This is a genomic window from Acinetobacter sp. ANC 4805 (assembly GCF_022549495.1).
Taxonomy (GTDB): Bacteria; Pseudomonadota; Gammaproteobacteria; order Pseudomonadales; family Moraxellaceae; genus Acinetobacter.
The window spans coordinates 179,290-200,558 of the sequence record NZ_JAKZGD010000002.1 but is presented as its reverse complement, the minus strand read 5'-3'; the positions used below and the strand labels follow the sequence as shown (position 1 = coordinate 200,558).

The following is a 21,269-nucleotide window of genomic DNA, read 5'->3' as shown; positions in this document are numbered from 1 at the left end:
AATGGGTTGAAATTCAATCAACTTTATAAAAAGCATACAGTTCCTTGTGAGAACTCATGCCTTATAAAGTTGTAAAGCTTTTATGGATGATTACATCTACACAATAGATGGATTAGAAATTGTAGCGAGCCATTGCACCTACACGGTTATCCTTACCTTTTTGACCACTAAAGGTTTTGCGTTCACCGTAGATATATTCCACCCCCAAAGTAACGGGTGGCACAGGTGAATACATCATATTCCACCAACCTTGTTGCAAGGTTTTGTTCTGCGTGGTATCGACAGATGCTTGTTGCGCAAATTGATTCGCATCATTTGCAAACATTGCGCCATACGCGAGTGTACTGCGTAATTTCGAGGTGATTTGATAGCTTGTGCCGAAGGTCAGCGCATCAAACTCATTTAGATTTAAGTCAAAATTATTGGGATTCACATTAAAAGCATTATTGGTATAGAGTAAAAATTTGCTATCGCCTTTAACATGCGAATAATCAATCATCGCCTGTAATGAATCCGTAAATTTATACTTTGTACCAACTGCAATGCCCCAACCTAAATCAGCACCATCAGCACTCAATTGTTTATTATTTTGATCATAATTTGCCTTGCTACGTGCCTCTGTCATTAACACACGAGCAGACATTGTTCCTTTGCCATCATCAAAATCATATTTTAACTTTGAGGTTAAAGCAGGCACTCGGTTGTCATCATTGCCTTTTTCTAAAGCGACCGAATAACTAAGTTCAGGATTGAATTTTCCACTATAACGCACCATAGGAGTACGATATGTCCCTACACCTAAAGGTGAATTAAAATCAATCATTTCTGGCTGTAAATCTGTTGCCAAAAATGTCGATGTTGTTTGACCAAATAGCCAATCATTAAAGCTTAAATAAGCATGGCGAATACGAATCGTGTCATTGCTACTACCACCACGAAAATCAACTTCTAATTTCCCGCCAACATCTGCACCTTGAACAGGTGCTTTAAAGTCAAGACCTAATCGTGTCACTGTCGCAGTGCTATAAAAACGATCACTATTTTTTTCATTTCCCTCAAGATCAACTTTATTGATTCGGTTGAAAATGCCATCGCCGCCTTTGGCTTGATACGATGCATCGCCGCGTAAAAAACCATATAACTGAACTTGTGCGCCCGAAGCAGAATTAAAACTTAAAGCAGATGGTTGAGAAGATGCTTCTGTATGCTTCGGCATGTTTTGGTTCTGCGCAACCACAGATGTTTGTGTAGCTTGTTGAGGCATCTCATTTTTTTGTTTTGACTGTGGAACATATTGTTCTAGTAAAGCCCTTAATTCTTTTACTTCATCTCGAAGTTGTTGAATTTGTTCTTGTTCGTTTGCAGCCTGCACATTGTTCATCATTAAGACAGCAATGGTAAACGCCAATCCCTGAACTATGAACGGCTTACGGATGAGAGATAAACTCATGAGAAGCTCCTGTATTCGTGTATATTTCAACATTTTCCATAAGCATAAAATTGGGTAAATAAATATGCTTATCATAGAAAACCTCTCTCACCTTATTGGTCAGAAAAGCCTAATCAATTTTAAAAAAGGGCGTATTATGCATAAATTTAAACTATTGTGTGTATTTTTTTATTCAAATTATCATAACGATTTCAGCGTGTATCAATAAATACCATTTCTATTTCATTGTGTTATAAATATATTTCTTTTTCACATAAATAAAACAAAAAATAAAGTCTTCGTGCAGTATCACCGATTTATTCATGTCTGACCAAATTTCACTCAAATCTTGATCTACGACTAAAAAGCCATCCTCAAATCCACTTTATTACTTTATAGTCTCACCACATGAGAAAAAGTAACAAGCTTAGGAACATGAAGATGAATATGGAACAAATCCGTTATGTGGATGATGCAATTACGTCACGCCATTCTGTACGCGCATTTTTAGATACACCTGTTGCAACACAAACTATCAAAGATATTTTAACCGTTGCTTCACGTGCGCCATCAGGAACAAATACCCAGCCATGGAAAGTATATGTCGTTACGGGTAAAAAACGTGCTGAAATGATTGACCGTGTTTGTACAGCACAAACTGAACTTTTCCAAAAACCAGAACTTGCGGAACAATACCAAGAAACTTTCGCCTACTATCCTGAAACATGGATTTCCCCTTTTATTGACCGTCGTCGTGAAAATGGTTGGGGACTCTATGGTTTGCTTGGAATCCAAAAAGGTGAAAAAGAAAAAATGGCGGCGCAACAATTACGCAATTACCAATTGTTCGATGCACCTGTTGCACTCTGTTTCACGGTAAATAAAGCCATGGGAATTGGTTCAAAAATGGATATTTCCATGATGATTCAAAATGTCATGGTTGCTGCCAAAGCACGTGGCTTAGATACATGCCCTCAAGCAGCGTGGAATCATTTTCATCCCATCGTTTTAGATGTATTAGATGCTCCAGAAGATGAAGAATTAGTATGTACCGTTGCCTTAGGTTATGCCGATCCAGATCATATCGTCAACAGCTTCATTACGCCTCGTGAACCCGTTGAAAACTTTACGGTATTTTTAGACGAATAAACGACTCTACAACAGTATCTCTATGCAGAGATACTGTGTTTTAGTTGTTTTCCAACCTTTAAAATGGCAAACAATCCTGCACTGGTAAACAGTACCATCATGATGCCCATATTCAGTGATGCTTTCCAAACTAAGAAGTTTAAAATCACTCCACCCAACAAGCCACAAGCAAACTGCATACTGCCCATGATTGCACTCGCAGTTCCAGCTCTCGCACCTTGTTGAGACATTGCCAAAGCCATCGCATTTGGACCCGTTAAACCAATTCCAGACACCACAAAGAATAAGCCTGACATTAACAACCATAACGGTGCATCTGCCATTAACCCAGTACCAAATACAGCGAGTGCCCCAAAACATTGAATGGAACCACCCAGACGTAAACGCTGAAAAATGCCCATACGGGTATTGAGATGTTTATTGATCGAAGACATCAGCATAATCCCAGCCGCATTGAATGCAAATGCATAAGAAAACTGTTGCTGAGACAATCCATACTGTCCCATAAAAACTGCCGAAGCAGAGCTGATATAACAAAATAATGCCGCACCTGTTAAACAACCTGCAAACATCGGCACTCTAAAAGTGTCATCTTTTAGGATTGCAGCATAAAGTGTCGTCACTTGATAGGTTGATAATTTTAAACGGCGCTCAACTGGCAAAGATTCTTTAAAAAAGAAATGTACACAGAACCAACAGATGATTCCAACCGTTGCTAAGGTCAGAAAAATCGCCTGCCAAGGAAAGAACGTTAAAACCCATGCACCAAACATGGGGGCAAGAACAGGTGCAAGCCCCATCACAATCATCATGCTAGAAAAAGCTTGAGCCGAGCCTTGCATGTCCAAACGATCACGAATAGCAGCCCTTGCAATCACAACACCGACACAACCACCTAAAGCCTGAAAAATCCGTGCGGCAATCAAAGCCCACTCATTTGTTGTCAACACACAAGCTAAACTTGCGATTACATAAAGACTCAGACCAAAATATAAAGGTGGCTTACGTCCAATACGGTCACTAACAGGTCCATAAATCAACTGCCCAATCGCTAACCCTAAGAAATAAGCAGGGAGTGTATTTGCTATCATTTGTGTACTTACCCCAAACTCATCTGCCATTTGCGGCAATGCGGGTAAATACATATCAATTGATAATGGGCCGAGGGCTGTTAACAAAGCGAGTAATAAAATCCATGCTGTTGAATACTGACGCTGATTTGATTGCTCTGCCTGCATAATACTCTACTATTCAAGTTTATTTATTTTCTAAGCTTAGCATCCTCAACATATTTGTGCATAATATTAGAGTCTGTTGATGCGCTAAAAAGTGTTAACAAACTTTATGACAAATTGATTGTCGGATACAAAAAGGACAAACTTTGAATCCTTGGCTAACGCGTTTAAAACAAACAACCTATAACACCACGTTTATGTATAACGTGCGTATGCTTATTGCATTCGCAGGGACCGCATTCGTTCCATATCTTTTAAATGCTCAATTGGCGACGATTCCACTGACCTTAGGTGTGGTTGCCGCAGCGATTAGTGATATTGATGACCGATTTTCTGTTCGCATCCTGAATTTGATCTATACCTATATCGGTTTTTTCATCACCGCAGCTTCGGTACAACTGTTATTTCCTTATCCAATTGTTTTTGCAATTGGACTCATTGTTTCATGTATCGGTTGGATCTTATTGGGTTCGCTAGGGCGACGTTACGCAACGATTGCCTATGGGTGCTTGGTCGTCTCAGTCTATACCATGTTGGGTGTACATCTATTTGAACAATGGTATCTGCAACCCACGTTTTTAGTGCTCGGTGCTGCATGGTACGGATTACTTTCAACCATTAGTTTCTTGCTCTTTCCTGTCCGCAAAGTGCAAGACCAACTTTCAGCTTCCTATTCAGCATTAGGCAGCTTCTTATATGCAAAATCAAACTTATTTGACGTCGATATGACACCCTCTAGCTATCAACAAAGTATGATTGATTTAGCGCTAGAAAATGGCAAATTAGTGGCGATCTTTAATGAAATGCGCATGTCACTTTTAACCCGTTTAAAAGGTGACCGAGGACAAAAAGATACTCGCCGAAGTTTACAATATTACTTTGTCGCCCAAGACATTCATGAACGTGCCGACTCAGCCCATATCGATTATCAAAAACTGGCAAAAGTCTTTCAACACAGCGATATCTTATTTCGCTTCCAACGAATCTTATCCATTCAAGGCAAAGCGTGTCAGGATTTAGCCCATTCTATTTTAAGCCGTAGTCCTTATGTACATAACAAACGCTTTAAGCACAGCTTTGAAAATTTACGCATTTCATTAGAAAAACTACGAGAAGATGGGCTTTATGATCAAGTGCGTATCAATGCTTTATTTGCACTTTACCAAAACCTAAAGTCAATTGATGCACAACTACAAAATTTAGAGACAGAACGAAATCTGAAATTAATCAATGCGCAACAAGCTGAAAACCAATTAAAAGATGATGACCTTAAAGGTTGGAATGACATCATTGTACGTGTTAAGCAACATTTAACCCCTGAATCAGTGTTATTTCGCCATGCAGTCAGACTCTCGATTGTCTTATTTATTGGTTATGTATTTATTCAAGTAACGCATATTGCCTATGGCTACTGGATATTACTGACCGCACTGTTTGTTTGCCAACCCAACTTTAACGCCACCAAACGCCGCTTATACTTACGAATTGTCGGAACCTTGATGGGCATTATTGTGGGTCTTGCGATTATTTATTTCATTCCCTCGATAGAAGGGCAATTGGTCATGTTGGTTATCAGCGGTGTCTTATTTTTAGAACTTCGCAGTAAACAATATGCTCAAGCCACCGCTTTTATTACAATTCTTGCCTTAATTAACTTTAATCTAGACGGTTCTGCTTTTGCAGCAGGCTTACCTCGTTTTATTGATACGCTGATTGGCTGTGCATTGGCATGGTTTGGGGTCAGTTTTATTTGGCCCGATTGGAAGTTTCGTCGACTTCCCCGTTCAATCCAACGTTCTTTCCAAGCACAATGTAAATACTTAGCAGAAGTGGTCGAGCAATACCATCAAGGACGTAATAATGCGCTGAACTATCGTGTGGTCAGACGTGCTGCGCACAATACTGATGCAGAAGTTGCTTCACTAATTTCTACGCTTGCCACAGAACCCAATATTGAATCTACGCAGAAAACCCTAGCATTTGAATTCCTCTGCTTAAGCCATACCTTTTTAAGTTATATCGCTGCACTAGGCGCACACCGTGAACAAATCCAAGATCAAGAGGTTTTAACACTGCTCGATCAAGCACTTGATGATATCCAAGGCGCACTACTCAGAGATGAAGTCCCTGATTTATCAGCACAAAATATGATGCAGACCATCCGTGAGCATTTAAATCGTAAAGAAGAAAATAATCAAAAATCCTTGATTATTTTGCAACAACTTTCGCTCATGCTGAGTATTTTAACCCGTTTAAGTATGCTCAAACAGAGTTTAAGCCATGAACCAAATGAAGATGGCACTGAGTTTGCATCTCTCTAATGTATCAGCCATTGGCATAATATCTTTGAGTGCCAATTGGTGTTAAACTTAACCCAGTTCTAAACTTATTTTTTAAACTATGACCGCCAAAACACTATACGCTTATACGCTACAACCTGTTCCTTACGAAGTTTCTGAAGTTGAACAACGTCAAGCTCAACTGATGATTTGGCGCAGTACCAATAAATTCAGTAAAAAAGCATGGATGATTATGATTGCACTTGTGGTGCTTTCATTGGTTTCAGCAGGACTCATTATTAAATATTATTCGACTTATTCAACAGTCCTATGTTGGATTGTGATGATCGGTGTGATCCTCTTTTATCTTGTGAAAAAATTTGGTCTTGAATGGTATGCTAAACGCCAAATCAGCCAAATGCCTGTTCAGGAAATCAAAGGCATTCGTTTAGGTGTGCAGCCACATGGTATTGCAATGCTACAAAAAGTTGGACTACAAGATGCCTCTATGACTGTAAGTTGGAAAGACATTTATGAATGGTATGATTTATCTGATTTCATTCTAGTCAACTTCAAAGTAAAACTACCTAAAGGGAAAGGTGAAGAACAACAAGGTGCATATATTTTACCAAAACGTATGGACTCCAAGAATTTCCCGTTCACAACCATACGCAAACATTTAAATGAAACTGTAGGCGCAGCTAAATCAATCTAATCAATTATTCGCACAAAAACCTCTCTTGATGAGAGGTTTTTTTTAACTGCATTAATTTAATGATAATAATAATCAATATTACCTACAACATACATATTATCACCCCATTGTTCAGTTATAATTTTTAAATGAATCTCCTTTTCTTCTTATTTTCTGACCATGTTTAAAAAAGTTTTCTTCCAAATCCATTGGTTTTTAGGGATCACAGCAGGTCTCATCCTCTCTTTAATGGGCCTGACGGGTGCAATCTATTCTTATGATCAACAAATTTTAAAATGGCTGAATCAAGACAGCTATGTTGTTGAAGTCGCTCAAACACCTAAACTCACCCCTGCCCAACTGTATCAACATTTCAATCGACAGCAGCCTGAGATTGAAATTAATAGCATTACGATTGCATCAGATCCGACAGCATCTTCAACCGTCAATATTAAAAAAGAAGGTGCTCGTCGTGGTTATAACATGATGGTTAATCCATACACAGCCGAAGTATTACCTGACATTAAGGGTCGTGATACGCTGCAATTTATTCAGCGTTTACATCGTAATTTGACTGCAGGTGAATTTGGGGCACAAATTACTGGCGCATCAACTTTGATGCTGATTTTCTTTGTCTTAAGTGGGATTTATCTGCGCTTTCCAAAGAAACACTCCTTTAAACAATGGTTTTTTATTAAACCTAAACTCAAAGGTCGCAATTTTATTTGGGACTTACATGCTGTCGTTGGAACATGGATGGTTGTGTTCTACTTATTATTCGCATGTACAGGCTTATACTGGTCTTATGATTGGTGGCGTGCAGGCATGTTCAAAGTCATGGGCGTAGAACAACCGCAACGGAATCAACAAAATAATGAACATGGCAAAAATAAACAACCCGAACTGCAAAAGCAGCAGCTCAACACCATCCTGACCCAAACATGGAACGGTGTAAATGCACAAATTGGGCGTGAATATTCAAGCCTTACTTTAAATATTCCAAAGCATGATGATGCCAAAGTTGAACTCTCTTTTGTCGATGCAACGCCACAACATGAACGTGCGCGTAACCAAGCGATCTATAACTATCAAGATAATAAATTCGAAAAATTTGAACTGTATGAACAGAAAAAACTCAATGAAAAAATCATGAGCAGTATGCTGCCTGTACATCGAGGTAGTTTTTTTGGTTCAACTTATCAATTTATTGCGATGTTGGCTTCATTGGCAATGCCTTTATTTTTTATAACAGGTTGGATGCTTTATCTTAAACGACGTAAGCAAAAAAAATTAACCCTTGCTGCACGTCAATCACTTAATCCACAGCAAATTGATCCAAATACCAAGGCTTGGTTGATTACTTATGCATCGCAAACAGGTGTAGCAGAACAACTCGCTTGGCGTACAGCAACGAGCTTACAAGAAGCACAACAACCAACGACCGTTAAACCAATTCAGCAACTGACTGAACAAGACCTACAACAAGCACAACAAGTTTTATTACTCGTCAGTACCTATGGAACAGGAGAAGCACCCGACTTAGCAACAAGTTTCAGTAAAAAACTGATGCAGCAGCACCTTGATCTAAGTCAAATACAATATGCAGTCTTAGCACTCGGATCTAAAGAATATCCTGATAGTTATTGCAGCTTCGGCTATGCAGTAGATAGATGGTTAAAACAATGCAATGCACAACCCTTATTCGATTTAATCGAAGTAGATAATGCCAACACCAATGATATTCAGCGTTGGAATCAAGCATTATCTAATGTGACCAAGCATGAACTTAATGCCATGAGTATCGACAAAGTGTTTGATCAATGGACATTAAGCCAACGCCATATTCTAAATCCAAACAGCTTAGGAGAAGCTGCTTATCACATTGAGTTAACAGCTCCTCATGATATCACTTGGCATGCAGGAGATATTGCCGAGATTCAATCGGGAAATAGTGTTAAAGAGATTCAAAACTTTTTGATTAAATATCAAATCCCACCTCAAACAATTGTTGAGTCATTGAATCAAAACATTGAACAGGCACTTTGGGATAAAAATTTAAGAATTGATCTCAATGCTTTTAGCAACCTAGAAGAATTACTTAAGCAATTACCCGTACTACCAACGCGTGAATATTCAATTGCAAGTATTCCAGCACAGCAATGCCTACGACTGGTAGTACGTCAAAAGCGTGATGAGAATGCTCAATTAGGTTTAGGTTCAGGTTGGTTAACTGAATTTTCACAACTCAAAGACCCTATTTCCTTACGGATTCGCACTAACGAATCTTTCCACTTAATCGATGACAACCGCCCGATTATCTGTATCGGTAATGGGACAGGCATTGCAGGACTTATGAGCCTGTTACAACAGCGTAATCGACAAAACTATACGGCAAACTGGCTTATCTTTGGCGAACGCCAACGTGAACATGATTTCTTTTATCAGGAGACCATCCAAGCTTGGCTAAATATGGGCACGCTACAACGTTTAGACCTCGCCTTTTCTCGTGATCAGGAACAACGCATCTATGTCCAAGATGTATTACGCAACAAGGCTGAAGAGCTGAGCAAATGGGTTGAGCAAGGTGCTGTCATTTATGTCTGTGGTAGTATCGAAGGTATGGCAACAGGTGTCGATCAAGCGCTGATAGAGATTCTTGGCGAAGAGCAAGTCGATATACTCAGACAGGCTGGGCGTTATCGTCGTGATGTTTATTAATCCAACTTAAGTGTTAGTATTAAAAAACGAGTGCATTGTCACTCGTTTTTTAATGAATGCTTAGAGGGTTTGCCTTTCTATTAATTTTGCATACACTGAGCACGATTCAAATTGACTACAATGAAGATTATGCAAATAAGTTCATGGATTCGTATTTTTTTAGCCCTTATTGGTTCAGTTCTATTTTTAGATGGGGCTATCCTAATCGCATTTAAAAAAATCCATATCGGCACAGTACTCCCTTTTCTCCTAGGATTATTTTTCTGCCTTTATGCTTATTTTTATTATCATATTGAACGCTTCTTTTTCTACCATTTCCGCCTACATTCAGTCTGGAGATTTGGCTGGCTATGCTTTTGGATTTGGTTAATTAGCTTAGGCTATTTCTTTCATTATCTTTCGAATCATCAAATTAAAAACCAAAACATTGCTCCAGTCAAAGCTATCATCGTTTTAGGTACTGGTGTTAAAAATGGGCAACCTTCTGCAACACTTGCCAAGCGTTTAGATCGTGCTGCACCGATTGCACTTGCCCAACCCACTGCAAAATTAGTCATGACTGGGGGTATTGATTTTGGTGAAACAAATAGCGAGGCCATCGTCATGTCACGTTATGTACAACAGCATCATCACATCCCTGCTTCACAGATCATTTTAGAAGATAAAAGTACCAGCACTGAACTGAATCTTAAAAATAGTCAAACCTTATTACAGGCACAGCAGATTAACATTCAGCAACCGATTGCAATCGTCACTAGTGACTTTCATACCTTGCGCGCTTCAGCAATCGCTCGAAAGCAAGGTTATCGCCATGCCATTATGTTAGGTGCAAGTACACCCTTAGAGACTCGATATAATGCGTGGTTAAGAGAATATTTTGCTTATGCAAGCGGTTGGTTACTTAATGAATATTGATTGGGGAATCCCCCAATCAACTTCTATTTTTTAGTTATGCAATCGAATCTCTCGTGGTAATGGCAATTGTAATTCAGCAAATACGTCTGGTCGCTGTAAATAAATTTGGTATAGGAAATTTTTTACATCCAACAAAAAAGTATCTGGTGATACAAGCAAGTTATTTCCTTCAGGTGTCAAATCCAAAGATAGAATCGTATTATTTTCTTTTAGGAAAGGAATCATGTTCTCAATAAATGCCATCAGTGACATTTCCTGAATATCATATTTCGCCCAATTATCTTTAATGAGTAGTTTTGCCAAACCTTTGTTTTGCCAGATTGATAGAGCATGCTGACCAGAAGGTGTCGAACACAAAGCCCAACCATCATGATACAAAGCAATCACTTGGCGCTGTATGATGATATTTTGAATAAATTGGCGATAAATATCTTTAGCAGAAGAATGAGGTGTTGTTGTTTGTGATTTCGACGCAGCCTTGCGTTGATATGGATTTTTCATATATTAGTTCAATATTAGAATCATTATTGGCGCTAATCATAAGATAATTTGATATGAGTTACAAGAATTTAATTATTTAAGAGATATATGGTGGGCGCTGACGGGATCGAACCGCCGACATTCTGCTTGTAAGGCAGACGCTCTACCAACTGAGCTAAGCGCCCTGAGCGAGACTAAACTCGTATCAGAGATCAAGTATAAGATACTTGTTAAAACAAACATTCCCAAAAAATGATATTAAGAGAATGGCGCAGCGGACGGGGCTCGAACCCGCGACCCTCGGCGTGACAGGCCGATATTCTAACCAACTGAACTACCGCTGCACTGTTATACTTCATTAAGAAGTATGATGTCACAAACTATGGTGGGCGCTGACGGGATCGAACCGCCGACATTCTGCTTGTAAGGCAGACGCTCTACCAACTGAGCTAAGCGCCCTGAGCGAGGTAACAAACTTAAAGCATTGCTTTAAAAATTTGTTTAGACAGATCAGATTAAATCTAATGTATCCAACTCTATCCTGTAATGCAAATTTAAAGTGGCGCAGCGGACGGGGCTCGAACCCGCGACCCTCGGCGTGACAGGCCGATATTCTAACCAACTGAACTACCGCTGCACAATAATTTTGCAATTATAGGGTAAAACGATATTAAAACTTAAGTGGCGCAGCGGACGGGGCTCGAACCCGCGACCCTCGGCGTGACAGGCCGATATTCTAACCAACTGAACTACCGCTGCACTTGAGTTTTAACGTAAAGGCTTGGTGGGCGCTGACGGGATCGAACCGCCGACATTCTGCTTGTAAGGCAGACGCTCTACCAACTGAGCTAAGCGCCCTTAACGTCTTCATCGTTTGTGAGGTGCATTATAGAGAATCTTTACAGCCTGTCAAACGCTTTTCCTATTCTTTTCAGAAAAAAGCGCACGAATGATTAAAAAATAAGTAATTCTTTGAAAAAAACCAGATTTCCGTATTTTATTTAAGCACTTATTGGCATTTTCATCATTCATTTTCCAATGCCTGTTCAGAAATATAAACCAATGCTTGTGCTGTAATAAGCTCAAAAAGCTCAATCACATCCTGATTTTTCATTCGAATACAGCCATGAGACATTGGAATGCCCATTGGTTCAGTGTCAGGTGTCCCATGAATATAGATATATCGCTTAAATGTATCGCAACCATCTCCTCGATTAAACCCATCTTCTAAACCGTCTAACCATAAAATTCGAGATAAAATCCAATCTCTTTGTGGAAATTGTTGTGCAAGTTGTTGGTTGTACACCTCTCCTGTCGGCTGACGTGCAATAAAGACCGCATTTTTTTCTACTTCTCCACCAATCTTCTGTGCAATTTGATGCCACCCTCTTGGCGTTTTACCGCTATTTTCTTGTTCCCCAATACCATTTTTACCAGAGGAGATCACATAAAATTTATTGTGTTTTGGCAAACGTAAGATCTGTTGTGCTAAGTCTATGACAATATCTGCCTGATCAAAGGTATAGGTCATTTTTATCTCGATGGACGATAGAACATATTTATTTCAACACAGACTACAGGCTTTTTCTTGTATTTTTCAGTTGTTTTAATTAGCGATAGGTTTTAAATCTAGTAACGAAATCATCATTTGTTCTTATTCTTAATCCGCTACTAACAGCATAACTGCTCGTCTTGCGCATGAGAAATATATTCCGCAAAAGCTTCGCTTTTCTTAACACCTTTACTCGAACATAGTTCTCATCTTGCACAGCTAAAAAGCTTCGCTTTTCTTAACGCCTTTACTCGAACATAGTTCTCGTCTTGCACAGCTAAAAAGCTTCGCTTTTCTTAACGCCTTTACTCGAACATAGTTCTCGTCTTGCACAGCTAAAAAGCTTCGCTTTTCTTAACGCTGCTCAGGTCGTAGCCACAACCATACGGCAACAATAAACATAGTGACATCGGTAAAAACTTTGACAAAGAACGGTGCATTGGTAAATAACATCAAAATACCGCTGATCAGCATCATGATGCTAGCGATCCATTTTGCCCGACGTGGTACAGTCCCATTTTCACGCCAATTGCGTAAGGTCACACCATATTTGGGATGATTTAATAGCCAAGCATCCATTTCAGGCCAGCCTTTAGACGCCGCCCATGCTGCAAGTATTAAAAATACTGTTGTTGGCATGCCTGGTAGTATTGCCCCAATGATTCCTAAAATAATAAAAATCACAACTAAGCTACGCCAGAACAATGTTTTCATTGAGTAATTAACCAACACATGTTTACAACCATGCTAGTATAAAGTGTTTTTATTGCTCTTTCTTAAACTTAACTGATTATTTCAATAATTGAGTAGCAGCATGTCTAGCCGAATGACCACAACCACTTTTTTTGAACCATGGTTGCAGTTTAAGAATCCAATTGTCCGTCACTTGGCTTTTTGTATCGCGAGTCCAAATATCCTAACGCAATGCCCAAATGAACTGAAAATTAACAATCATTTTGAGTTTCATAATGATCAAACTTGGCAAGGTCTTTATCAAAGCTATCAAACGCGCTTACAGCAACTTGATCAACAGCCACAACCTTTAATTGATTTCTTAGCACGTCTTAAAAGTACCCGTTTAGGTCTACGATTTGAAAATTTATTATGGTTTTGGTTACAAGATGGTGATTACCACCCCTACCAACTGTTAGGGCATAGTATCCAAAAAATTGCAGGTGCAATCACTTTAGGTGAACTGGATTTTGTGCTACTTAATCAAGAAACTCAAGAAATCGAACATTGGGAAGTTGCACTTAAATACTATCTTGGCGAAGGAAAATTAGATCTAGCACAATGGTTTGGGCTGAACAGACAAGATACTTTACATCGAAAATTAAAACATTTTACTGAGCGCCAATTCCAGTTTTCCGAAGCAAACCAACACCACATTCAACGTAAATTTGCGGTAATGAAAGGACAATTGTATTTACCCAATGATTTGAGTGAGTCTGTACTACCCAATTGGGTTAATCCATCTCGACGTTTGGGACAATGGGGAACGCATATCCCAACAACACCATACTATCGATTACAACGTCATGAATGGCTATGCCCAGATCAATATGCATCCTCGCTAACAGCGCAATGGTGGACAAATGGGCTGTATTACCATGAAACGCCAACTCCTGCTTTTTATATGTTCCGTCAACCCTCTTTATTGTTCCTTAATGCATCTTACTCATCTCAGTTTTTTATAAAGTAACATTTAATAACAGATCTACTATCAAACCATTATTTTTATTTTATGCATTTTTTCTTAGCCTCATAAGCACATCATAATTACATTGAAATGGAGAAAATGATGAAAAAAATCTTAGTTGCTTCGATGATGGCGGCTTTTGTTTTAACTGGTTGTAATACATTTAAAGGTTTCGGGCAGGATGTATCCAAAGCAGGTGATAAAGTCACTCAAACTGCTGAAAAGACTCAAAATAAGATGTGATTTGACGAAGCAACCTTTATAAAACCTTATCTAGACGTAGATAAGGTTTATTTTTACATACCTTTCTTTACCATATTCCCCTATTATATCGCTTCAGATTTCACCAGATTTAGCCACATCTCGCATGAACCATTCCGATACTCTAGAACTTAGTTTGCAACTCCTACGCCAGCCATCTGTTACTCCTGTCGATCATGATTGTCAAAATATTATGGCTGAACGTTTAGCAAAGATTGGCTTTAATATCGAAAACATGCGCTTTGAAGATGTCGATAATTTATGGGCTCGTCGTGGAACAACAGCACCTGTTTTTTGTTTTGCAGGTCATACTGATGTCGTGCCGACAGGTCATTTAGATGCTTGGAATTCTGATCCATTCTTACCAAGTATTCGTGATGGTAAGTTATATGGACGTGGTTCTGCGGATATGAAAACTGCGCTCGCAGCAATGGTCGTTGCTTCTGAACGTTTTGTGACAAATCACCCTAATCACAAAGGCTCTATTGCGTTCCTAATTACATCGGATGAAGAAGGTCCTTCAATTAATGGAACTGTGAAAGTTATTGAAACCTTAGAAGCTCGTAATGAGAAAATGGATTGGTGCTTAGTGGGCGAACCATCGAGCACCCATCAACTAGGCGATATTGTAAAAAATGGTCGTCGTGGTTCGCTAAATGCCGTTTTAACTGTACATGGTAAACAAGGTCATGTTGCCTATCCTCATTTAGCAGAAAATCCAATTCATTCAGCCTCAAAAGCTTTAACTGAACTATGTGACTCTGTTTGGGACAATGGTAATGAGTATTTTCCTGCCACCTCATTCCAAATCTCAAATATTCAGGCTGGAACAGGTGCAACAAATGTCATTCCGGGTACTTTAAAAGTAACATTTAACTTCCGTTACTCAACAGAAGTCACCGCTGATATTCTTAAACAACGCGTACTTGAGATATTAGATAAACATAATTTAACTTATGATATTCATTGGACTTTGTCAGGCTTACCATTTCTAACGCCTGTGGGTGAATTAGTAAATGCTGCGAAAACAGCAATCAAAAACGTAACAGGTGTCGAAACTGTACTTTCAACCAGTGGGGGTACTTCTGACGGTCGATTTATTGCACCAACAGGCGCTCAAGTCCTCGAACTAGGTGTATTGAATGCAACAATTCATCAAATTAACGAACATGTCAATGTTGCTGACCTTGAGCCTTTAGCAGAGATTTACGAGCAAATTCTAGTAGAGCTTCTTGCCGAATAAAGTAAAAATATCTAGCATTAAAAAAGGAACTCCGTAGAGTTCCTTTTTTGTTATAAACCGAGTTGCGTTTGTATATTCTGCAAATTCGGAACGTAATATTGCTTTTCACCAATCTTTACATATTTAAAGACATTGCTGTCATCAATATCCACTTCCTCATCTACGATTTCTGAAATACGTAAACGAATTGATTCAGGCATTTCATTACAAACCAAAGCAAATCGTTCAGAGACATCATCCCCTTCAACAACTAGGGCTACCCCATGTTTACTCGCTGGATCATTCACAGCATAAATTGGAAGCTTTAAATCATGCCATTCAATATGATCAACATTGGTCTGAGTATCCATTGCTGATAGCACAATATTCTGTGGTAACAGCATTGGAACTTTCTCATGACACTGAATAATATAAGCATCAATAAATCCAGTTGATACTGTAATTAAATGTTGTAACTCTTGTTGGTCAATTTTTCCCAATGCCGAGTTTGCGCTTTTTTTAACCATTTCTCACCCCGTTAGCGCACTGTTAGTAAACTTTCAATGTTTTCCAAGAGTGTTTCTTCTTGGAATGGTTTACCCATATATTGATTCACACCCAATGATAAGGCACGCTCACGATGTTTTTCGCCCGTACGTGATGTAATCATGATAATTGGTAAATCACGATGCAATTCATGATGTCGAACAAGGTTTGTAACCTCGAATCCATCCATACGTGGCATCTCAATATCAAGTAACATTAAATCTGGCTTAATGGTTTCAAGTTGCTCAATCGCATCGACACCATCTTTCGCTGTGACAACATCATAACCCTGACGTTCTAACAGACGTGATGTTACCTTACGCACTGTTACCGAGTCATCCACAATCATGATCAAGCGACGTTCATCATAACGTTGCTTCGTATAAGTTTCATCTGCATGTTTAGTACGTGGTGTAGACTGTGCATGTCTCGCAATATTTTGACCATCCAAGATCAGACAGACTTGACCATCACCCATAATTGTAGCACCGGCAATAACGCCAATACTTGAGAACTGTTGCCCAATTGGTTTCACTACAATTTGTCCACGAGAGCCAATTAATTGGTCTACGAGTAATGCAGTGGTTTGTCCCTGTGCGCCTTTAACCAACAATACAGGTAAAGAATGGACAACACCATGTAAACGAGGAATTGGCTGTCCAGCAACAAACTCAGATAAGTAACGTAAACGATAACGCTCTTGATCGATCTTGAAGTAATCTTCTTTACTTTCAAAATACTGTTCTAATGCTGCAGGTGAAATACGAACAATACGATCAATTTGTGCAAGTGGGAATGCAAATTGCTGATCGCCTGCTTTTACCATCAATGCATCACTTACGGCTACCGTAGTCGGTACTCGTATCGTAAAGGTTGTACCCTTACCTAAAACTGAACTAACGCTAACATGACCACCCAAAGCCTTAATATCACTTTGTACAACGTCTAGACCAACACCACGTCCAGAAATCTGTGTCACTTGTGCGGCTGTACTAAAACCAGGATGGAAGATAAATTGCAGAATTTCCTCATGATCAAGTTTCTGCTCTTTCGTCATCAAACCTGTTTGAATCGCTTTATCTTTAATACGATTTACATCAATACCTTTACCATCGTCATTAAACGTAACAACAATATCAGTACCTTGACGACCAATATCTAAAACAATATGCCCTGTTTCTGGTTTATTGGTTTGCAAACGATGTTCACGATCTTCAATACCGTGGTCAATTGCATTACGTAACATATGCTCAAATGGCGCAACCAATTTTTCCAAAATACTACGGTCTAATTCACCTTCGGTATTATTGACAATCAATTCAGTTGGTCGATTTAAAGTAGATGCTGTTTGACGAACGATACGTTGCAAACGTGGTAACAAACGTGAGAATGGTACCAAACGAGTACGCATCAAACTTTCTTGAATTTCAGCTTGAATACGTGACTGTTGTAATAACAAACCTTCGGTATCGCGAATTTTTTCGGAAAGCGTTGTTTTAAAGTCAACCAAATCCGAAGCAGATTCCGCTAGTGATTTTGACAATTGGTTTAGAGATGAGTATTGGTCCATTTCTAATGGGTCAAAATCTGCGTAACGTGAAGTTTCACTGCCATGGCGAGCAATGATTTGACTTTCTAATTCGCCTTCCATTCGACGCAACTGATCCGCCAAACGTTTAATCGCGAGTTCCATTTCCGTTAACGTACCACCCAATTGACCGAGGTCCATTTCAATACGTGAACGGTTGATCGCATTCTCACCTGATAAGTCAATCATCTTCTCGATGACATCAGCAGAGACACGGATCATTTCATTATTTTGTTCGATACGCTCTGTCGTTTCCCACTCACCCAACATTGATGGCGGTTCAGTACCATCGCCTTGAACAAACTCCATGGTGTATTCAGGCGTAAAGATATCTTTGGCTGAAAGTTTTTGAGGAAGTTGCGCTGCAACATCCACAAACTCCATATTCTCTAAGCTCTGTTTTAGTCCATCGAAGTTTGCATATTGGCGTTTGAAAATAGCATCGTTTAGCCATGCAATTGCTGTGTTAAGCAAATTGTCATAAACGTTTGAATTGAAATGGTGTACACCAAATTGTTCAAATGCATTCTCTAAATGATAAGCAACAATCGCAATTGCATCCAACTCAGCCATACGTGCACCACCTTTTAAACTGTGGGCATTACGCTGTAACTGTAAGAGCAAACTACGGTTAGTACGTTGATCAAACCATTGTCTTAATAAACCTTTAGCTTGATCAAGTAATTCTTCCGCTTCTTCTAAGAAAGTTTGCTCAACGAGAGAACGAACATCATCATCAAGTTGAACATCACGGGTAATCTGAGCGCCAGATACAACTTCTTTCTCTTCAAACGAAGCTAAACTCTCAACATGAGCGATATCATCAATTGCCTGATTTTCTTCAGTCAATTCAAACATAGCCGGTTTCGGTTGAGACGAACCAGTCGTAGATAGATCAGTTTGTTGAATAAGCTGAAGTACGTGTGTAGCAGGATAATCGACTTGTTTATCACGAATCGTTTGGATTCGATCTGCAATATCATCTTGTACAGCACGGATTAAGGCAATTAATTGTGCTGTTGGTTGAAGTTGCTGATTAATCAACTTCTCATAAATCGTTTCTAGCTCATGTGCTATGAGACCAATATGACACGCTTGAATCATATTTGAACCACCTTTTAAGGTGTGCAAATAGCGCATCAAATTCTTAAGTGCACTTACATTCTGCTGATCGGCTGTCCATGTATTCAGATCAGCATCGATCCCAACCAATAACTCATCAGCTTCTTCAAGGAAGATATCTAATAGATCAGGGTCGAAGTCTCGATTTGATTCACTCGATTGTAATTGTTGTTTATCTAAACCAAATTGTGCAGCTAAATCACTTATGTCAATAACATAAGAGGATTCTGTTTTTAGGCTGCTCACAGAAACTGTAGGGTCTAATATCTCAACATGAGTATCAATATTATCCAATTCATCTAGATCAGCGACAATAGGTTTAATATCCGATGCAATAGTTACCGCATTCAGATTCTCTAAAACATTCAATACATGAGTTGCAGGATAATCGACTTGTTTATCACGAATCGTTTGGATTCGATCTGCAATATCATCTTGTACAGCACGGATTAAGGCAATTAATTGTACTGTTGGTTGAAGTTGCTGATTAATCAACTTCTCATAAATCGTTTCTAGCTCATGCGCAATGAGACCAATATGACGCGCTTGAATCATATTTGAACCACCTTTTAAGGTGTGCAAATAGCGCATCAAATTCTTAAGTGCACTTACATTCTGCTGATCGGCTGTCCATGTATTCAGATCAGCATCGATACCAACCAATAACTCATCAGCTTCTTCAAGGAAAATATCTAATAGATCAGGGTCGAAGTCTCGATTTGATTCACTCGATTGTAATTGTTGCTTATCTAAACCAAATTGTGCAGCTAAATCGGTCAAATCAACTTGATTAGAACTATCTGATTGCGTTGATTCTATTGCTGGTGTTGCCGCTTGCTCCAAGAATTCAACATTTTGCTGTGTAAATGAACTTAGTTCATTTAATACAAGCTCATGAGCTTTCGTTAAAGTAACACGTTGCCCTGCTGCCAAAGTATCAAACAACTGGATGAATTGTTGATGTACCTGATAGTACAGCTCAAACGCGTAATCAAGATTAAGTAAATTTGGTTTGAATAATACGTCCTGGTAACTCGAACGTAATAGACTGGTGTATTGATACATACCAATCGTGGCATGATGATGTGTATGTTCCAACAAAATTTCAGCTTGTTGGCTTAGAATCTGAATATATTGAGGAAATTCAGTGCGTGCACGTTTCTCAAAGTCAAATTCAACATCTAAAAGATCATTGATATTCAGTTCTAATAATTGTGAAACTAAACCTTGTGGTCGTAATGCTTCACCATTCTTTTCTTCTAATTGGAAATCGTAACTATCCCATGCGACATTAAATGTATCATAGATTTCAGCAAATTTCTGCTGTGAACCTTGATGTTTTAAAGTGTGTAAATAATCACGCACAAACTGGGCATAATGTGTTAATAACGCAGTTTCATCAGAACTTGAATCGAGTTCTTCTTGTAATAAGGTTTTAAATAAATTTTCAACTTTTGAACTTGCTTCAAACACATGCTCAACATGTGCCATCGCAGAACTACCACGTAACGTATGTAATGCTCGAATTAAGGTATTATAATTATCATTGGTCGGTCGATCATTCAACAAGAATTGATCTATTGTCGCCAAATGATCTTCGGCTTCTTCTAAGAAAATCGCCAATGTTTCTTTAATGAGTGCATCATCTTCAAGATGATGATTGACGGCTGCTGAAGCTGTCTGCATCACATCAACACTAGGTTCAACTACACTATCAACAGATACAAATTCAAGACCCGTTTGCATACCATCATGCATATTTGCAAGTTGCAACAAATCAGCTAAAGCTGGCTCTGGGCTTAACTGTTGCTGTAATTGTTGCCCCAATAAAACCAATGGTTTTAAATCTATTTGATGTTTCTGAACCAGTTTAAAATCATGTAAAAGTTTAAAGCGATAGACATTAAAAACCGCTTGCACATAATGTTGAATATCTGACTTCAACACAATTGTTTCTGCAAGTACACGATTTAAAGTATCTTCAACCGTCCACGCCAATTCACCAGAAGATTTAGCACCAACCATTCGCCCAGAACCTTTTAAGGTATGGAAATAGCGACGAATATCTGTGAGCGCATCTTGTTGAGTCGGTTGTTGAATCCATTGAACGAGCAATGGTTCTAACTCAACAAAGATTTCATCTAATTCTTCGATAAAAATTTCAAGAATTTCTGCATCTTGCTCAAGATAACTATCTTCGGGAAGCGTCATCGTTTCAACTAACGTTTTTAATATTTCTTTCATAGCGGCTTCTTTCGTTTTTATCCACGAACTGTGGCTAAAAATTACGTGTATCTATCACACAAGATGTAGCTCCATTTTTGTCACCATCTTGTAGAGATATTCTACATCTCTTCAAAAAAGGGAAAGGACAGATACA

Annotated in this window: 15 protein-coding genes and 6 tRNA genes; 8 read left to right on the top strand and 13 right to left on the bottom strand. The window is 38.9% G+C overall.

The window, feature by feature from the left end; genetic code table 11:
* Window positions 1-112: 112 nt before the first annotated feature.
* Entirely contained in the window at window positions 113-1,450 is a 1,338-nt protein-coding gene (locus MMP60_RS03570; RefSeq protein WP_241335000.1) for a DcaP family trimeric outer membrane transporter, read from the bottom strand.
* 420 nt (window positions 1,451-1,870) lie between these two features.
* Here MMP60_RS03570 and MMP60_RS03565 point away from each other — a divergent pair, with 420 nt between their 5' ends.
* Window positions 1,871-2,578 (top strand): nitroreductase, encoded by a 708-nt coding sequence (locus tag MMP60_RS03565; RefSeq protein ID WP_241334999.1) that lies wholly within the window; start codon window positions 1,871-1,873, stop codon window positions 2,576-2,578.
* A gap of 20 nt (window positions 2,579-2,598) precedes the next feature.
* Here MMP60_RS03565 and MMP60_RS03560 read toward each other — a convergent pair whose 3' ends face one another.
* Window positions 2,599-3,816 (bottom strand): multidrug effflux MFS transporter, encoded by a 1,218-nt coding sequence (locus MMP60_RS03560; protein WP_241334998.1) that lies wholly within the window; start codon window positions 3,814-3,816, stop codon window positions 2,599-2,601.
* A 143-nt stretch (window positions 3,817-3,959) separates the two neighbouring features.
* Here MMP60_RS03560 and yccS point away from each other — a divergent pair, with 143 nt between their 5' ends.
* The 4 genes from yccS (at window position 3,960) to MMP60_RS03540 (ending at window position 10,419) form a co-directional block, all read left to right on the top strand.
* Window positions 3,960-6,134 (top strand): YccS family putative transporter, encoded by a 2,175-nt coding sequence (gene yccS / locus MMP60_RS03555; RefSeq protein ID WP_241334997.1) that lies wholly within the window; start codon window positions 3,960-3,962, stop codon window positions 6,132-6,134.
* Between the two features lie 79 nt (window positions 6,135-6,213).
* Window positions 6,214-6,807: a hypothetical protein gene (locus MMP60_RS03550; RefSeq protein WP_241334996.1), complete on the top strand. Its 594-nt coding sequence runs from the start codon at window positions 6,214-6,216 to the stop codon at window positions 6,805-6,807.
* 159 nt (window positions 6,808-6,966) lie between these two features.
* Window positions 6,967-9,504, top strand: coding sequence for a sulfite reductase flavoprotein subunit alpha (locus tag MMP60_RS03545; protein WP_241334995.1), 2,538 nt, complete (start codon window positions 6,967-6,969; stop codon window positions 9,502-9,504).
* A gap of 129 nt (window positions 9,505-9,633) precedes the next feature.
* Window positions 9,634-10,419 (top strand): YdcF family protein, encoded by a 786-nt coding sequence (locus MMP60_RS03540; RefSeq protein WP_241334994.1) that lies wholly within the window; start codon window positions 9,634-9,636, stop codon window positions 10,417-10,419.
* Between the two features lie 30 nt (window positions 10,420-10,449).
* On the opposite strand, the gene MMP60_RS03535 is transcribed toward MMP60_RS03540, so the two are convergent.
* The 9 genes from MMP60_RS03535 to MMP60_RS03495 form a co-directional block, all read right to left on the bottom strand.
* On the bottom strand, window positions 10,450-10,920 hold the full coding sequence (locus tag MMP60_RS03535) for a DUF2750 domain-containing protein (RefSeq protein ID WP_241334993.1): 471 nt from the start codon (window positions 10,918-10,920) through the stop codon (window positions 10,450-10,452).
* A gap of 88 nt (window positions 10,921-11,008) precedes the next feature.
* Window positions 11,009-11,084: transfer RNA gene (locus MMP60_RS03530), tRNA-Val, on the bottom strand.
* Window positions 11,085-11,166: 82 nt separating this feature from the next.
* Window positions 11,167-11,243, bottom strand: a tRNA-Asp gene (locus MMP60_RS03525).
* Between the two features lie 39 nt (window positions 11,244-11,282).
* Window positions 11,283-11,358, bottom strand: a tRNA-Val gene (locus MMP60_RS03520).
* Window positions 11,359-11,459: 101 nt separating this feature from the next.
* A tRNA-Asp gene (locus MMP60_RS03515) sits at window positions 11,460-11,536 on the bottom strand.
* 45 nt (window positions 11,537-11,581) lie between these two features.
* Window positions 11,582-11,658: transfer RNA gene (locus tag MMP60_RS03510), tRNA-Asp, on the bottom strand.
* A 23-nt stretch (window positions 11,659-11,681) separates the two neighbouring features.
* Window positions 11,682-11,757, bottom strand: a tRNA-Val gene (locus MMP60_RS03505).
* 166 nt (window positions 11,758-11,923) lie between these two features.
* Window positions 11,924-12,430 carry a cell wall-recycling L,D-carboxypeptidase ElsL gene (gene elsL / locus MMP60_RS03500; RefSeq protein WP_241334992.1) on the bottom strand — a complete coding sequence of 169 codons (507 nt, stop codon included), beginning with the start codon at window positions 12,428-12,430 and terminating at the stop codon, window positions 11,924-11,926.
* A 375-nt stretch (window positions 12,431-12,805) separates the two neighbouring features.
* Window positions 12,806-13,165: a YbaN family protein gene (locus tag MMP60_RS03495; RefSeq protein WP_241334991.1), complete on the bottom strand. Its 360-nt coding sequence runs from the start codon at window positions 13,163-13,165 to the stop codon at window positions 12,806-12,808.
* A 100-nt stretch (window positions 13,166-13,265) separates the two neighbouring features.
* Between MMP60_RS03495 and MMP60_RS03490 the strand changes: the two genes are divergently transcribed.
* From MMP60_RS03490 to dapE, 3 genes are all read left to right on the top strand, one after another.
* The gene (locus tag MMP60_RS03490) at window positions 13,266-14,153 is read left to right on the top strand and encodes a DUF1853 family protein (protein WP_241334990.1); all 888 of its coding nucleotides are present in this window, start codon (window positions 13,266-13,268) and stop codon (window positions 14,151-14,153) included.
* A 96-nt stretch (window positions 14,154-14,249) separates the two neighbouring features.
* Entirely contained in the window at window positions 14,250-14,393 is a 144-nt protein-coding gene (locus MMP60_RS03485; protein WP_241334989.1) for an entericidin A/B family lipoprotein, read from the top strand.
* Between the two features lie 124 nt (window positions 14,394-14,517).
* Entirely contained in the window at window positions 14,518-15,654 is a 1,137-nt protein-coding gene (dapE, locus tag MMP60_RS03480) for a succinyl-diaminopimelate desuccinylase (protein WP_241334988.1), read from the top strand.
* Between the two features lie 50 nt (window positions 15,655-15,704).
* Here dapE and MMP60_RS03475 read toward each other — a convergent pair whose 3' ends face one another.
* Window positions 15,705-16,160, bottom strand: a complete 456-nt coding sequence (locus MMP60_RS03475) for a hypothetical protein (RefSeq protein WP_241334987.1) — start codon at window positions 16,158-16,160, stop codon at window positions 15,705-15,707.
* Window positions 16,161-16,171: 11 nt separating this feature from the next.
* A complete protein-coding gene (locus MMP60_RS03470; RefSeq protein ID WP_241334986.1) occupies window positions 16,172-21,133 on the bottom strand; it encodes an Hpt domain-containing protein in 4,962 nt (1,653 codons plus the stop codon).
* Between the last annotated feature and the right edge of the window lie 136 nt (window positions 21,134-21,269).